Below are 14,283 nucleotides of genomic sequence, written 5' to 3'. Positions count from 1 at the left end.
CGGGCTCACACCACGCGCGTGGCGCCGGCGAACGGCATCTGGTCGATCGGCGCCACCCGCACCGGAGCCGACGGGTTCGGGGCGTGGATCATCTGCCCGTTGCCGATGTAGAGCCCGACGTGGCTGATGCCCGAGTAGAAGAACACCAGGTCTCCGGGGAGGAGTTCGGAGCGGGAGACCCGCCGGCCGGCGTCGATCTGGGCGTAGGTGGTGCGGGGCAGGGAGATGCCCGCGGAGCGGTAGGCGGCCTGGATGAGGCCCGAGCAGTCGAAGGCGTCCGGGCCGGTGGCGCCCCAGACGTAGGGGCTGCCGAGCTTGGCGTAGGCGTAGGAGACGGCCGCCGCGGCACGGGAGTCGGGGGCCTCCGTAGTGGCCGCGCCCGGGGTCGCCAGCTCCTCGCGGACGCTCGTCGTGGCCCGTGAGGCGCGAGCCCCGTCGTCGGCGAGCACCGCCCGTTCCCCGGCCGGCAGCTGGGACATCAGCCGGCGGGCCGCTCCCAGTTTGCCGGTGATCGTCTTCTTGTGCCGCTTCAGTTCCGCCTGGCGCGACTTCAGCGAGGTCAGCTCGATGTGCGCGGCCCCGCGCAGCTGCTCGATCTCCCGCAGCTGCCGGCGTACGTTCGCCACGGAGGCGGCCTGGCGGGTACCGGCCCGTTCGACGAACTCGGCGCTGTCCAGGTACCGGTCGGGGTCGTCGGTCAGGGCGAGCTGCATCGCGGGGTCGAGGCCGCCGCCGCGGTACTGTGCCGCGGCGATCGAACCCAGCGCGTCCCGCGCCTCGTTGAGCTGTTCCGTCCGGCGGGCCGCCTCGTCCCGCAGGCTGTCCAGCCGGTGTTCGGCCGCCTCGGCCTTCTCCTTCGCGCCGTTGTACTTCTCGGTGGCCGCCTCGGCCTCCTGGTACAGCTGGTCCACCTTCGCCTCGACCTGGGCCGGGGTGAGCTGCGGCTCGGCGTGTCCGATCCCGTCGAAGCCCGTCGCGGTCGCGGCCCCCGCGAGGGCGATCGTCGCTGCCGTACGGACCGTATGGCCGCCGGCCGAGCGCCTGCGGGGCTTGCGGTGCGCTGCCACGTGGACTGCACGTCCTTTCGTACGTTCGCCCGCTCCGGGGCTCGGGACGTACGAACGCCAGAGGGGAGCGGCCGTACGACCGCCCGGGGCGGTGTGCGCGTCCGGCGACGGCCTGCACAGGGGGAGCGGGCCGCCGCCGGACCTTCTCGGCGGTGGTGGCCGACTGCCGCCCCTGGCCCGGGCGGCGGTGGGGAGCCGGTCACCTGGTGGAGGACGCTAAACCTGACCGTGTCCGGGAGGTGACGGGTTGTGCGGAACTGCCGTCAGGGGACCGCCGGGTGACCGAAGGTGACCGTGCTGCCGGGGTGCCGCCGTCGACTTCGCGCGGGGCGCTGACCGAAGTCGCGATTCCGGGACCCGTGGAGGGTGGGGAGTGCTATGGGCCGCATATATGCAAGATCTGCCCCAGGGGCCGGTGCGCGTGGCCCTCAGGGCCCGGCATAGGCTCCGGCCTCATGGACGTACTCATCCATCTCTTCGTCGGCCTGCACATCGTCGGCATCGCCTCGCTGCTCGGCGGCTTCCTCACCCAGATGAAGGCGATGGGCCGGGGCACCGCCCGGTTCGTCCCCGCGATGCTGCACGGAGCCGCCACCATGCTGGTCACCGGGGTGATCCTGGTCGGCCTCAACCAGGCCGACGACCAGCACGTCAACAACATCAAGATCGGCGTGAAGCTGGCCCTGCTGATCGTGATCCTCGACCTCGTCTATGTGAAGCGGGACGACGAAACGGTGGACAAGCGCCTGTTCGGCCTGGTCGGCGCGCTGACCACGGCCAACGTCTTCATCGCGGTGCTGTGGACCTGACGGCGGCGAGGGCGGAGCCGACCGCCCCCGCGGCGACGGCCGACCAGGCCGCCACCGAGATCCACAGCAGTACCTCGCCCGGGGTCCGGAGCCACGGCACGTCCGCGGCGGCGGAGACCGACAGGGTCGCGACCGCCGTCATCCCCATGGGGAACACGGTGGCCCAGCGGCGCACGTCGTAGCGCGGTCGCGGCCGTACGCACTCGGCGACGAGCAGGACGGCGTACCAGGCCAGGGCGAGCACCAGCAGGGCGACGGTCACCGCGCGCAGGACGCCGTGGTCGTCGTCGTTCCACAGGTACAGGCGCGCGCTGTCGGCGGCGAGGAGTCCCGAGCCGGCGAGCGCCGAGATGGCGAGCGCGCCGCCCGCGATCCACTGGTCGCCCGGTCCGACCAGCACCTGGCGCAGATCGAAGAGGTGGAGCGCGACGCCGTAGAGGACCAGGCCGAGCCAGAACAACACGAGCGCCGTGTGCGCGAGCCAGGCCGCCGACTCCGCCGCGGCGAGCGTGGCGCACAGGACCGCGAGACCCTGGGCGGCCACACAGCACAGGAACACCCCGCCGGGCAGCCTCCGCTTCCAGTGCCTCACGACGAGCACCGTCAGCACCGGCCACAGCAGCGCGGACAGCGCCAGCAGCGTCTCGGCGAGGGTCTGCCGGCCAAGCATGGAGAAACGGGTGCCGAGCACGGTGGTCGCCGCCACGGCCGTCAGGCCGCCCGGTGACCTGGCCTCCGCGGCCCAGCGCGCGCGCTCCCTCAGCAGTCCTGCGGCGAACTCGGCGGCCAGCCCCAGCCAGGCCACGCAACCGAGCACCAGGGCGATGCGCGACAGCGTCTCGTGGCCGGTCAGATGGAGCCCCACCGACACGATGCCGGTCGCCATCACCGCGGCCCCGGCTTCGGGCGGGCGCCGCGTCCACCAGGCGCGCAGGGGGGAGTGGGGGGAGGTACCGGGCATGGGTCGATGCTAGGAAGCTCCCCGCGCCGTGCGAGCGGGGCGCGCACGCGCGTGCGGGGAAATGCACGCGAGTGCGGGCTCCGCGGGACGGCGCCTCAGGCCGGGCGGACCACGCTGTGGATCCCCGACTCGCCGTCGTAGTAGATCGACTCCTCGCGGACGTACGCGCCCGGCTTGGGGGCGTGGATCATCATGCCGTTGCCGATGTAGAGGCCCACGTGGCTGATGTCGTCGTAGAAGAAGACCAGGTCACCGGGCTGTGCGTCGGCCAGGGCGACCGTGGTGCCGGCGTTGACCTGGTCGTAGGTGACACGGGGGAGGTCGACCCCGGCGGCCTTCCAGGCGGCCTGGGTGAGCCCTGAGCAGTCGTAGGAGCCGGGGCCGGTGGCGCCCCAGACGTACGGCTTGCCGACCTGCGCGCGGGCGAACGCGAGGGCCTTGGCTGCTTTGGTGGCGTACGAGGAGTCGGGCGCCGTCGGCGTGCTCTCCTGCGGGGCGGTGGCCTCCTGCGCGGCTCCTTGTGCGGCCTTCTCCGCTGCCGCCTGCTGCTGCGCCAGCTGCGCCGCCTTGCGGTCCGCCTCCTGCTGCTTGCGCCGCTCGATCGCCGCGAGCCGTGCCTTCTCCTGGGCGGTCAGCTCCGACAGCAGCTCGCGCGCGTCGGCGAGCTTCTTCTGGACGGTCGCCTTGGCGGTCTTCAGGTCGCTCTGCGTCTCGGTGAGCGCCTGAAGGCTCTGGGAGGCCTCCTCGCGCTTCTTCATCGTCGCGGACTGCTCGGAGACGTAGTCGTCGACGGCGCCCTTCTGGCGGCTCGTCAAGCGGCCCATCAGCTGGGTCTGGTCGAAGTAGTCCTGCGGGGTGTCGGCGAGCAGGAAGGTCGCCGTGCCGGGCGCGGCGGCGCCGGTGCGGTACTGGGCCGCGGCGAAGGAACCGAGTTCCTCCCGTGCCTCGTTGAGCGTCTGGGTGCGCCTGGCGACGTCCTCGAGGAGCGTGTCCACCTGCTTGCGCTGCTTGGTGGTCCTCTCCTTGGCGGCGTTGTAGGTGTCGGTCGCCGACTCGGCCTGGCGGTAGAGGTCGTCGACCTTCTTCTCGACCTCTTCGAGACTCGGCTTGTCATCGGCCGGCGCGGCGTTCGCCGACTGGGACAGCAGGGCCACGGAGGTGAGGGCGGCCGTCGCGAGGGCCGGGGTCCGTATGCCTGCTGCGCGCGTACCGACGGGACGCGACTTGCGGTGCGACGCCAAGGGAGGCGACTCCTTCCCGTACTCCGCCTACCGGGTTAGCTGTCGGGTTCGGGCGAGGTGCTTCGGAAGGTTTGCCCTACGGCGCTCCCGTGCGCGGGAGTCGGCCGATTCACCCCGGGTTCGGTGGGTCCCCGGCTCCGGGCGCGCGGCGGCGCTGCGGACTCGGCGGAGGCCGTGCGGCCCGGCGGGGTTCGCCGGTGGGGGTCGTACGGCCTGTCCGGAACGGTAGCCAACTGGTGTGGCCCGTGTGAAGGTTGATGTGCGATATGCCCGATACATTTTCGTGACCTTCGTCCCGGGCGTCGCCCCGCGTGACCAACCCGGGGCGATCTGCGCTGATTCGGGCCTGTTTCCTCCGGGGGCGAGGGTGAGGCGGAGCGGGACGGCCGTGCCGTTGGAGGCAGGCCGGCGCCCGCCTGATCCGCCGCCGCGGTGTTCGGGCCCGACGCGAGCCGGGGTGACCAAGGTCTCGCGCGACGAGCGCAGGCACCTGCGGGTGCCGTTCCCGGCGGGCGTCGCCGTCGGTGTCCCTGCGGTGGCCGTGCGGTGGCCGTGCGGCGGCCGTGCGGCGGCCGTACCCGCGTCTCGGTCCGGTCGGTCGCGGACAGCGGTCGGGGGCGCCGGAGGGCAGGTCCGGAAGATCATCGGCTGCTGATACCGGTGGATGTTCTCAGGGCGGCGGCGGTCTGTCAGTGGGGCACCCTAGACTCGGAGAGCGATGAGCAGCCTCTTTGACGACAGCTTCCTGGCGGACCTCCAGGCCCCTCGGGCCCACGGGGAAGAACCGCCGCCGCCCGAGGACGAGCACGTACCGGAGCAGGTTCCGGACGACCTGTTCGGCGGCAAGTTCGACGTGCCCCCGGAGCGGGACTCCTACTACCGCGACGGTGCCCCGCGCCCGGTGGTGGACCCGGCCGCCCTCCTGGAGGGGCTGAACGAGAACCAGCGCGCGGCCGTCGTGCACTCCGGCACCCCGCTGCTCATCGTGGCCGGTGCCGGCTCCGGCAAGACCCGGGTGCTCACCCACCGCATCGCCCACCTCCTCGGCGAGCGCAATGTCCACCCGGGCCAGATCCTCGCGATCACCTTCACCAACAAGGCCGCGGGCGAGATGAAGGAGCGCGTCGAGCAGCTCGTCGGCCCGCGCGCGAACGCGATGTGGGTGATGACCTTCCACAGCGCGTGTGTGCGGATCCTCAGGCGGGAGTCGAAGAAGCTCGGGTTCACCTCCTCCTTCTCGATCTACGACGCCGCCGACTCCAAGCGCCTCATGGCCCTGGTCTGCCGCGACCTGGACCTCGACCCCAAGCGGTACCCGCCGAAGTCCTTCAGCGCCAAGATCAGCAACCTGAAGAACGAGCTGATCGACGAGGAGGACTTCGCCGCCCAGGCCACGGACGGCTTCGAGAAGACCCTCGCCCAGGCCTACGCCATGTACCAGTCGCGCCTGCGCGAGGCGAACGCCCTCGACTTCGACGACCTGATCATGACGACGGTCAACCTGCTCCGGGCGTTCCCCGATGTCTCCGAGCACTACCGCCGCCGCTTCAGGCATGTCCTGGTCGACGAGTACCAGGACACCAACCACGCGCAGTACGCCCTGGTCAGGGAGCTGGTCGGGACCTCCGAGCACCCTGTGGACGTACCGCCGAGCGAGCACGACCTGCCGCCCGCCGAGCTCTGTGTCGTGGGTGACGCCGACCAGTCGATCTACGCCTTCCGCGGCGCGACCATCCGCAACATCCTCCAGTTCGAGGAGGACTACCCCAACGCGACGACGATCCTCCTGGAGCAGAACTACCGCTCCACCCAGACGATCCTCACCGCCGCCAACGCCGTCATCGAGCGCAACGAGTCCCGCCGCCCCAAGAACCTGTGGACCAACGCGGGCGCGGGCGCGCGCATCACCGGCTATGTCGCCGACACCGAGCACGACGAGGCGCAGTTCGTCGCCGACGAAATTGACCGCCTCACGGACGCGGGCGATGCGAAGGCCGGCGATGTCGCCGTCTTCTACCGCACCAACGCCCAGTCCCGTGTCTTCGAAGAGGTCTTCATCCGCGTCGGCCTGCCCTACAAGGTCGTCGGCGGCGTCCGCTTCTACGAGCGCAAGGAGGTCCGGGACGTCCTGGCCTACCTGCGCGTCCTCGCCAACCCGGAGGACTCCGTGCCGCTGCGCCGGATCCTCAACGTCCCCAAGCGCGGTATCGGCGACCGTGCCGAGGCGATGATCGACGCCCTGTCCCAGCGCGAGAAGATCAGCTTCCCGCAGGCGCTCAAGCGCGTCGACGAGGCGTACGGCATGGCCGCGCGCTCCACCAACGCCGTGAAGCGGTTCAACGTCCTGATGGAGGAGCTCCGTACGATCGTGGAGTCCGGCGCGGGCCCGGCGACCGTCCTGGAAGCCGTCCTCGAACGCACCGGCTATCTCGCCGAGTTGCAGGCCTCCACCGACCCGCAGGACGAGACCCGCATCGAGAACCTCCAGGAACTCGCCGCCGTGGCCCTGGAGTTCGAGCAGGAGTCCGGCGAGGGTGAGGAGACCGGCTCGCTCTCCGACTTCCTGGAGCGGGTCGCGCTTGTGGCCGACTCCGACCAGATCCCCGACGAGGACGAGGACGGCTCCGGAGTCATCACCCTGATGACCCTGCACACCGCCAAGGGCCTGGAGTTCCCGGTCGTCTTCCTCACCGGCATGGAGGACGGCGTCTTCCCGCACATGCGCGCCCTCGGCCAGACCAAGGAGCTGGAGGAGGAGCGGCGCCTGGCGTACGTCGGCATCACGCGCGCGCGTGAGCGGCTGTATCTGACCCGGTCCTCCCTGCGCAGCGCGTGGGGGCAGCCGTCGTACAACCCGCCCTCCCGCTTCCTGGAGGAGATCCCGGCGCAGCACGTCGACTGGAAGCGCACGGGGGCGGTCGCCGCTCCGGCGGGGCCGGTCTCGGGGGTCGCCGCGTCACTGTCGTCGTCCCGGTCCCGCTCCTCGGCGTCGGGCGCGTCCGGCTTCGCGACGCGCAGGAGCGCGGAGAAGCCGGTGGTGTCCCTGGCCGTCGGCGACCGGGTCACCCACGACCAGTTCGGTCTGGGCACGGTGGTCGGGGTGAAGGGCACGGGCGCGAACGCCGAGGCGACGATCGACTTCGGGGAAGCGAAGCCGAAGCGACTGCTGCTGCGGTACGCGCCGGTGGAGAAGCTGTAGCTCCAGCTCCGGACGGGGGGCTGGGCCCGAGAGGTTACGTCGGGTCCAGCCCGTGGCTGCGCAGCCACGGCAGCGGGTCTATGGCCGAACCGCCCGCCGGGTGCACCTCGAGGTGCAGGTGGGGGCCGGTCGAGTTGCCGGAGTTGCCGGAGTAGGCGATCGGGTCGCCGGCCTTGACCGTGGTACCCGAGGCGACGCGGTAGCTGGAGAGGTGGCAGTACCACGTCTCCGTGCCGTCCTTCGCCGTCACGACCATCATGTTGCCGTACGCGCTGTTCCACTGCGTCCGGACGGTGCCGTCGGTCACGGCCATCACCGTCGTGCCGTACGACACCGGGAAGTCGATGCCGGTGTGGACTGACATCCAGTTGACGCCGGACTGGCCGAAGTAGGCGCTGAGTCCCCGCTGGGCGACCGGAAGCGCGAACTTCGGCCGCAGCCGCTCCTTGCGGGCCGCCTCCTCCGCCGCCTTCCTCTTCTCGGCCACCTGCTGGGCCTTGAGGTCGATGCGTTCCTGCGTACGGCTGGCCCGGTCGGCGAAGTCGTCGGCACCGGCCGCGAGGCTCTCGAGCTGGGTGTCCAGCTTGCTGTTCGCGACAGCCGGCTGGACGGAGGTGTCCGCGAGGGTCGTCGCGGTGTCCTGGTCGTCGCCGGTCAGCGTGCCGACCGAGGCGGCGGCGATCCCGGCGACACCCATGACACACGCCGACGGGACGGCGATCGTCAGCAGCGCGGAGCGCTTGACGGGCATACGGCGGCGGGAGCGGTTGGCGTTGCGCGCGGCGACACGGGAGCCCGGGGCGGGGGCCACGGTCGGAGCGGCCTCTTCCTGGTCGTCCAGGAGCGGGGCGTCAGCGTCGTGCGCCACGGGCATCTCGCCGGTGGCGGTGGCATCCGTGGTGGCGTTCGGCCCGTCGTCGGGCGAGGTGTGTTCGGCGTAGGCGGCGCCGTAAGGATTCGCCTCGCCGTACGCGTGGGTCTCGTCGTAGCTGTGGGGCTCGTCGTACCCGGCCTGCTCGAAGGCGGCCGTCGGCTGCGGGTCGGCCGCCGTACCGTCGGAGTTCCACTGCGTGGCGTCGTACGCCCCGGTGTCGAAGGCCTGCGTGCCCCATTCCCAGTGCTGGGTCCGGTCGGCCTGGTCCGCGGCCTGGTCCGCCTGGTGCCAGGAACTCGCGTCCCACTGGCCGCTGTGATCGGGGCTGCCGGCCTGCGGCGGGATCGTGGCGAGCTGCTGCTGGTCGGCGCCCCACTGCGTGGCGTCGTACGCGCCGGTGTCGTAGGCGGCGTGGTGCTGCGCCGCGTACATGTCGTAGTTCAGGGTCTGGTGACCGCCCGTGGTCCACGTCGAGGCGTCGTACGAACCGGTGGCGTCCCCCGGCATGTCGCCGAAGAGCGGGTCGGCCGCGAAGGTGCCGGTGGCCTGCGCGCAGGTCGCGCCCGTGGCGTCGAAACCTGTGGCGTCATAGCCGCCGTACGTGGTGAAGTCGCCGTACTGGGCCTCCTGGGTGCCGTACGACGCGTAGTGCGACGAGTCGGCGTCGGAAGCCGGAGCCGGGGTGGTCAGGGTCCCCGACGGATGACGGTCGTTCACCAACTTCTCTTTCGCCTCGACAACAGGGGCTGCCAGAGCAGTGCGGCGACTGTACCCGGCGGTATGCGGGCGCGACAATCTTCAACTGGTTTTAGGCGCGCAGGAAACGGGCATTCGGCTGTGTTTCGGGGGACTGCGGGCGCGGCTTTGGCTCTATGTTCGAAGGCTGTTCGATGCCGGACCGCGGGCCGGTGCCTGTCGGCGAGCTGTCGCCGGCCTGTGGGGCGGGCATGGGGCGAGCTGAGGGCGGCCCGCGTCCGGCGGTCGATACGACCGTTACGCCACGGTCAGTCCGCTTGCGCGGTCGGCCGTCTCCTCCCCGGCCCGCGCGGTGTCGAGCACCTGCCGTATGCCGGTCGCGACCGCAGGGTGCACGGGCAGGGCGAGATGTCCGATCCCGCTCACCCGGACGTTCTGTGCCATCAGGTCCTCATGGTCGATGCAGGCGGCCTCCAGCGGGTCCATCACATGGTCGAGGTCGCTCCAGAAGCTGACGAAGTGCGTACGGCAGCCCGGCGCCGGCTGAGTGAGCTCCTCGAGCACCTCCGAGCCGGGGCGCATCTGGCGCACGATCGGGTGCGCGTTCGCCAGGGGCGCCACGCGGGTGCCGGAGTGCGGGGTTCCGAGCGTCACCAGGGTGCGGACCCGGGAGTCACCGCCCAGGCGCTGCACGTAGTACCGCGCGATCAGACCACCGAGGCTGTGACCGACCACGTCGACCCGCTCGCTGCCCGTGCGCTCGCAGATCCCCTCTATGTGCCGGCCGAGCAGCTCCGCCGCGGTGCGGATGTCGCAGGTCAGCGGGGAGTAGTTCAGGGACTCGATCTGCTGCCTGCCGTGCTGGGCGAGGCTGCGGCGCAGGAGCACGAAGACCGAACGGTTGTCGATGAAGCCGTGCAGCAGGACGACCGGGGGCTTGGCCTCCGTCGGCAGTTGCGCGGCGCCGTTCTCCGGTGCGGGGAGCGCGGGCAGGGGGGAGCGGCGCTCCTGGGTGATGCCGGAGGGGTAGAGCAGGAGATGTCCCGCGAGGATCGCGACCTCGAGCGCGGTCGCCTTCAGGAGGGCCAGGGAGACTCCCGCCAGCCTGCCCGGAAGCAGACGCTGGCAGAGCGGAAGAAAGGGCAGCGCCGCCCTGGTGACCTTCATGGCCGACCTCCTGTCGGCACACGGGAGGACTGCTCCGTCCCCCGTGTGCGCTCATGGGCAGTCGCGGCGAAGGTCGTCTTCGACACCGGCGTGGCGCGAGAGGGGCATGGAGGGCGGGTGCGGCGGTCGGCGCCCGGTTCCGGGGCTGCCCACGCGGTCGGCGGAGCTGACGGAACCGGTGGTGCGGGCGATGCCGACGGTACCGGTGGCTGTGCCGGCCGTATCGGTGGTGCCGATGGTGCTTGCGGTGCTGGTGTTGCGCCGGTGACGTGAGGAGTCGCCCTGTCGGTGTGGCGACGAGGCTCCCCGCTGTCGTGCCTTACCTGTCCTGCGTGCCCTTCGTGCCGTCGCCGGCGCGCCGCGCCACCGCGACGCGCGGTCTGCGGCGCGGCGGTGCGGCGACCTCGTTGCGGCTCCCGAACGTGTCCCACCATATGATTTCCCCCTCGGTCACCACTGGAAACTGCGTCGTGCGAGATGGTGGCGATAACGTTCGTTCACATTCCCGGTCTGTGCGGTACTAGTCGGTAGGAATGGACGCAGTCGCTTCATGGAGGCAGTGATGGGTGTTCCAGCCGGTCCGATCCGCGTAGTGGTGGCCAAGCCGGGGCTCGACGGTCACGATCGCGGAGCCAAGGTGATCGCGAGGGCCCTGCGCGACGCGGGGATGGAGGTCATCTACACCGGCCTCCACCAGACTCCCGAGCAGATTGTCGACACGGCGATCCAGGAGGACGCCGACGCGATCGGTCTCTCCATCCTCTCCGGCGCCCACAACACCTTGTTCGGCGCGGTGATCGACCTGCTCAAGGACCGGGAGGCCGAGGACATCCTGGTGTTCGGCGGCGGGATCATCCCGGAGGCGGACATCCCTCCGCTGAAGGAGAAGGGGGTCGCCGAGATCTTCACGCCGGGGGCGACGACTCAGTCGATCGTGGACTGGGTCCGGGAGAACGTACGGCAACCGGCCGGGGCGTAGCGGCCCGCCTGGCGGGTCCCGGGGCGGGCCGGTGGTGACCTGAGGGGCCGGTGGTGACCAGGGGCGGGCCGGTGGTGACTCGGGGGCCGGTCGCGCGGTTCCCGCACATCCCTGGGGGGCTTTCAGCCGAGCCGGCGGGACCGCCCGCCCTCTCACCGCGCGGCAAGCCCTACGTGCCCTCCAGCTCCTCCGCCATCGCCGCCCGCAACCGCAAGGTCGTCACCAGCCGCTGGAACGCCTCGGCCCAGTAACCCCCCGCCCCGGGACTCGCGTCCTCCCCCTCGTCCGGCACCGCCATCAGCCCCTCCAGCCGCCCCGCCTCGGCCGGATCGAGACACCGCTCCGCCAGCCCCATCACCCCACTGAAACTCCACGGATAACTCCCCGCGTCCCGGGCGATGTTGAGCGCGTCGACCACCGCCCGCCCGAGTGGCGCGGCCCACGGCACCCCGCACACCCCCAGCAGCTGGAACGCCTCGGACAACCCGTGCGTCGCGATGAACCCGGCGACCCACTCGGCCCGTTCGGCGGAGCCCAGCGTGCCCAGCAGCTTGGCCCGCTCCGCCAGCGACACCGCCCCCGGCCCCCCGGCCTCCGGTGCCGCGGGCGTCCCGAGCAGCGCCCGCGCCCATCCGGCGTCCCGCTGCCGTACGGCGGCCCGGCACCAGGCCGCGTGCAGTTCGTTCCGCCAGTCGTCGGCCACCGGCAGCGCCACGATCTCCGCGGGCGTCCGTCCGCCGAGCCGCCCCGGCCACCCGCCCAGCGGCGCGGCCTCCACCAACTGACCGAACCACCACGACCGTTCCCCCCGCCCCGAGGGTGCCTTCGGTACGACGCCGTCGCGCTCCATGCCCGCGTCGCACTCGTGCGGCGCCTCGACGACGATCGTCGGCGTGTCCTGCGTGCGGTCGACGGCCACGCACGCCGCGGCCCTGACCGCCATCCGTGCCGCCAGCGCCGAATCCGGCAGTGCGGACAGCAACTCCGCGGCCGTGGCCCGTACGTTGCGGCTCCGGTCGGCCAGCGCCTGCTCCAGGAACGGCTCGTCGTCCGGCCCCAGCCCCGTCCGCAGCGAGTCGAGGAACATCAGCCGGTCCTCGGCCCGCTCGGTCGCCCAGGTCGTCGCGAGCAGCTCACGCGCGGCGGCGGGCTCCCGGGCCCGTATCGCCGCCAGGAGCGCCACCCGCTCAGCGAACAGGCCCTCCTCCCACAGCAGTCGGATCCCCGCGGTGTCCTGCGCCGGCGGCAGCGCGGCGCCGCCACCGGGTGTCGCCCGCAGGGCGAACCGCCAGTCCGGGTTCAGCCGGGCGAGCCAGGTGGCCCGCGAGCCCGCGAACGCGAGTGCCGCCGGCCGCAGATCCGTACGCCCTCGGGCCGCGTCCAGCAGCGCGGGCAGCAGCTGCGGGGGCGCCGCGTAACCGTGGGTGTTCGCCGCCGCGAGCCACTGCGGGAGCAGCTCCATCAGATCCGGTGCGGTGCCCCTGCGGCCGCCACCCCCCGTGCCCGGCCGGTCGGTGAGCAGCATCGCGAGCCGGCGGGCCGCCGCCGCGGGCAGGGAAGGGCGCGGTTCCTCGGGCGCCGGCTGCGGCCGCTGCACCGCACGCGCGGGCCTGAGCCCGGCCCGCCGCCGTACCGTCTCCACGGCCGCCGCGTCCAGCAACGCCACTGGCGCCTCGGGACCGGGCTCGATGCCGGGTGGCGTGCGGCGCGCGGTGCCGAGCAGGGCCGAGGTGACGAGCTCCTCCCAGGCGTCCGGCGCGGAGGTCCTGTCCCTCGCGGAGGTCTTGTCCCTCGCGGAGGTCCTGTCCATGGGGTTCCTTTCCGTGCGGCCGGGTGCTCGGTCGGTTCCGTTCAGCACAGGCGCACCGCCTCGCCCGCGCCCTCCGGCCACGCCGTCAGCGGAGTGAAGCCGCGGTGGCCGCACTCGCCGAAGACCTTCACCGGGGCTCCGCCCGAGAGCGCGACCAGGCGCCACAGGCCCGGACGGGAGCGGGCGGAGGCGGTGAGCGGCAGGGCCGAGTCGCCCTCCGCGTCGGCCAGTTGCCAGGAGTCCCCGTCCTGGGCCGGGATGACCCGGTCCAAGGTCACGGGGACGGAGTCCAGCCACGGGTCGTCGCGCAGTGCCTCGCCGTAGCGAGCGGCCGCCTGCTCCGTCGTCACCCCCGGCGGGCGGGCCGCCGAGGGCGCGGGCGGTGCGAACTGCTCGCCGAGCGCCGCCCGCAGCTGACCGGTACCGGGATAGGGGGACACCTCCGCCTCCAGCTCAAGACCCACCGGCAGCGCCAGTTCGGGGGCGCGGCCGGCCGCGCCGTAGGAAAGGAGCAGTGCCGTGCGCCCCGAGTCCGTGCCGTGCAGCCAGATCCGGCGGGTCGTCAGACGGGCGTCCGCCGTGTCGTACTGGGCGAGGACCAGCCAGCGGTCCCGTATCGCGGGGCCGTCCGCCGGGGCGGGCAGGCCGATCCGGGAACGGACCGTGGACGCGAGGCCGTCCGGCAGCCGCTCGCGGCGCAGCCAGCCCTGGTCGAGGAGGTGGATGAGAGCGCACTCCTCCAGCAGCCGCACCGGCCAGCCCGGACCGGACGACGGGATCGAACCCAACTCCCGCACCCGCGCGGCCAGTCCCGGCGCCTGGGCGTCGACCATGCGCGCGGCCGTCTCCTCCCACATGCCGTACCCCGCCTGCTCCGCCCCCGCCAGACCACCGCGCAGCAGATCCGCCAGCCGCTGCTCCAGCTCCGTCGCGCCCGCCGTGATCCGCACGGCCCGGCGCTCCGCCCTGCGCCGCGCCGCCTCCGGATCACCGGACCCGGCGGCGGAACCCGCCGCGCCCGCCGCCGACTTCTCCTGCGCCCGCTGCCGTCTCCCCGCTATCCACTGCTCAGCCCAGTCCGGCGCCGGTCCCCGCGGCACCGCACCCTCCCCGCCGGCCCAGAGCAGCAACAGCCCGAGCGCGTGCTTGCACGGGAACTTGCGGCTCGGGCAACTGCACTTGTACGCCGGACCTGCGGCGTCCGCGATGTCGATGACCGTCTGATACGGCTTGCTGCCACTGCCCTTGCACAGCCCCCACACCGTCCCCTCGTCGGAACTCCCCGCCTCGGACCACGGCCCGGCCGCGCCGAGTTTGCTGCCCGCTTTGCGTGAAGCGGCGTCAGGAGCCAGTGCCAGCACCTGATCCGCCGTCCAGCGCACCCCCTGCTGAGTCATGTCATCGAAGGTAGATCCCCCCACTGACAATCGGCCCCGGACCGACCGCCGCTCCGGCCCCGTGAGCGCGTTTGCGCAGGTCG

Annotated in this window: 10 protein-coding genes and 1 riboswitch; of the genes, 3 read left to right on the top strand and 7 right to left on the bottom strand. The window is 72.3% G+C overall.

From position 1 onward, the window contains the following. Positions 1-5: 5 nt before the first annotated feature. Positions 6-1,067, bottom strand: coding sequence for a C40 family peptidase (locus tag D1369_RS15650; RefSeq protein WP_007384163.1), 1,062 nt, complete (start codon positions 1,065-1,067; stop codon positions 6-8). A 455-nt stretch (positions 1,068-1,522) separates the two neighbouring features. On the opposite strand from D1369_RS15650, the gene D1369_RS15645 reads away from it, so the two are divergent. After that, a complete protein-coding gene (locus D1369_RS15645; protein ID WP_007384164.1) occupies positions 1,523-1,876 on the top strand; it encodes a hypothetical protein in 354 nt (117 codons plus the stop codon). On the opposite strand, the gene D1369_RS15640 is transcribed toward D1369_RS15645, so the two are convergent. Both D1369_RS15640 and D1369_RS15635 read right to left on the bottom strand, forming a co-directional pair. Further along, positions 1,854-2,837, bottom strand: a complete 984-nt coding sequence (locus D1369_RS15640) for a tellurite resistance/C4-dicarboxylate transporter family protein (protein ID WP_007384165.1) — start codon at positions 2,835-2,837, stop codon at positions 1,854-1,856. The genes D1369_RS15645 and D1369_RS15640 overlap by 23 nt on opposite strands. Positions 2,838-2,932: 95 nt before the next feature. After that, positions 2,933-4,078: a C40 family peptidase gene (locus tag D1369_RS15635; protein ID WP_007384166.1), complete on the bottom strand. Its 1,146-nt coding sequence runs from the start codon at positions 4,076-4,078 to the stop codon at positions 2,933-2,935. A gap of 8 nt (positions 4,079-4,086) precedes the next feature. Continuing rightward, positions 4,087-4,256: riboswitch (cyclic di-AMP (ydaO/yuaA leader) on the bottom strand. A gap of 540 nt (positions 4,257-4,796) precedes the next feature. Between D1369_RS15635 and pcrA the strand changes: the two genes are divergently transcribed. Then, positions 4,797-7,277: a DNA helicase PcrA gene (pcrA, locus tag D1369_RS15630; RefSeq protein ID WP_007384167.1), complete on the top strand. Its 2,481-nt coding sequence runs from the start codon at positions 4,797-4,799 to the stop codon at positions 7,275-7,277. A 34-nt stretch (positions 7,278-7,311) separates the two neighbouring features. On the opposite strand, the gene D1369_RS15625 is transcribed toward pcrA, so the two are convergent. Together D1369_RS15625 and D1369_RS15620 are read right to left on the bottom strand one after the other, a co-directional pair. Continuing rightward, on the bottom strand, positions 7,312-8,868 hold the full coding sequence (locus D1369_RS15625; protein WP_037901189.1) for a M23 family metallopeptidase: 1,557 nt from the start codon (positions 8,866-8,868) through the stop codon (positions 7,312-7,314). Positions 8,869-9,144: 276 nt separating this feature from the next. After that, positions 9,145-10,014, bottom strand: coding sequence for an alpha/beta fold hydrolase (locus tag D1369_RS15620; RefSeq protein ID WP_007384169.1), 870 nt, complete (start codon positions 10,012-10,014; stop codon positions 9,145-9,147). A gap of 562 nt (positions 10,015-10,576) precedes the next feature. Here D1369_RS15620 and D1369_RS15615 point away from each other — a divergent pair. After that, entirely contained in the window at positions 10,577-10,993 is a 417-nt protein-coding gene (locus tag D1369_RS15615) for a cobalamin B12-binding domain-containing protein (RefSeq protein ID WP_007384170.1), read from the top strand. Between the two features lie 169 nt (positions 10,994-11,162). Here the strand turns inward: D1369_RS15615 and D1369_RS15610 are convergent, their stop codons facing one another. Together D1369_RS15610 and D1369_RS15605 are read right to left on the bottom strand one after the other, a co-directional pair. Beyond that, the gene (locus D1369_RS15610) at positions 11,163-12,803 is read right to left on the bottom strand and encodes a DUF5691 domain-containing protein (RefSeq protein ID WP_118082493.1); all 1,641 of its coding nucleotides are present in this window, start codon (positions 12,801-12,803) and stop codon (positions 11,163-11,165) included. 41 nt (positions 12,804-12,844) lie between these two features. Further along, the gene (locus D1369_RS15605) at positions 12,845-14,200 is read right to left on the bottom strand and encodes an SWIM zinc finger family protein (protein WP_118082492.1); all 1,356 of its coding nucleotides are present in this window, start codon (positions 14,198-14,200) and stop codon (positions 12,845-12,847) included. Between the last annotated feature and the right edge of the window lie 83 nt (positions 14,201-14,283).

The sequence above is a fragment of the Streptomyces sp. CC0208 genome, assembly GCF_003443735.1.
Lineage (GTDB): Bacteria > Actinomycetota > Actinomycetes > Streptomycetales > Streptomycetaceae > Streptomyces > Streptomyces sviceus.
Note: the sequence above shows the minus strand (reverse complement) of the source record. Positions and strands in the feature narration are given on the sequence as shown.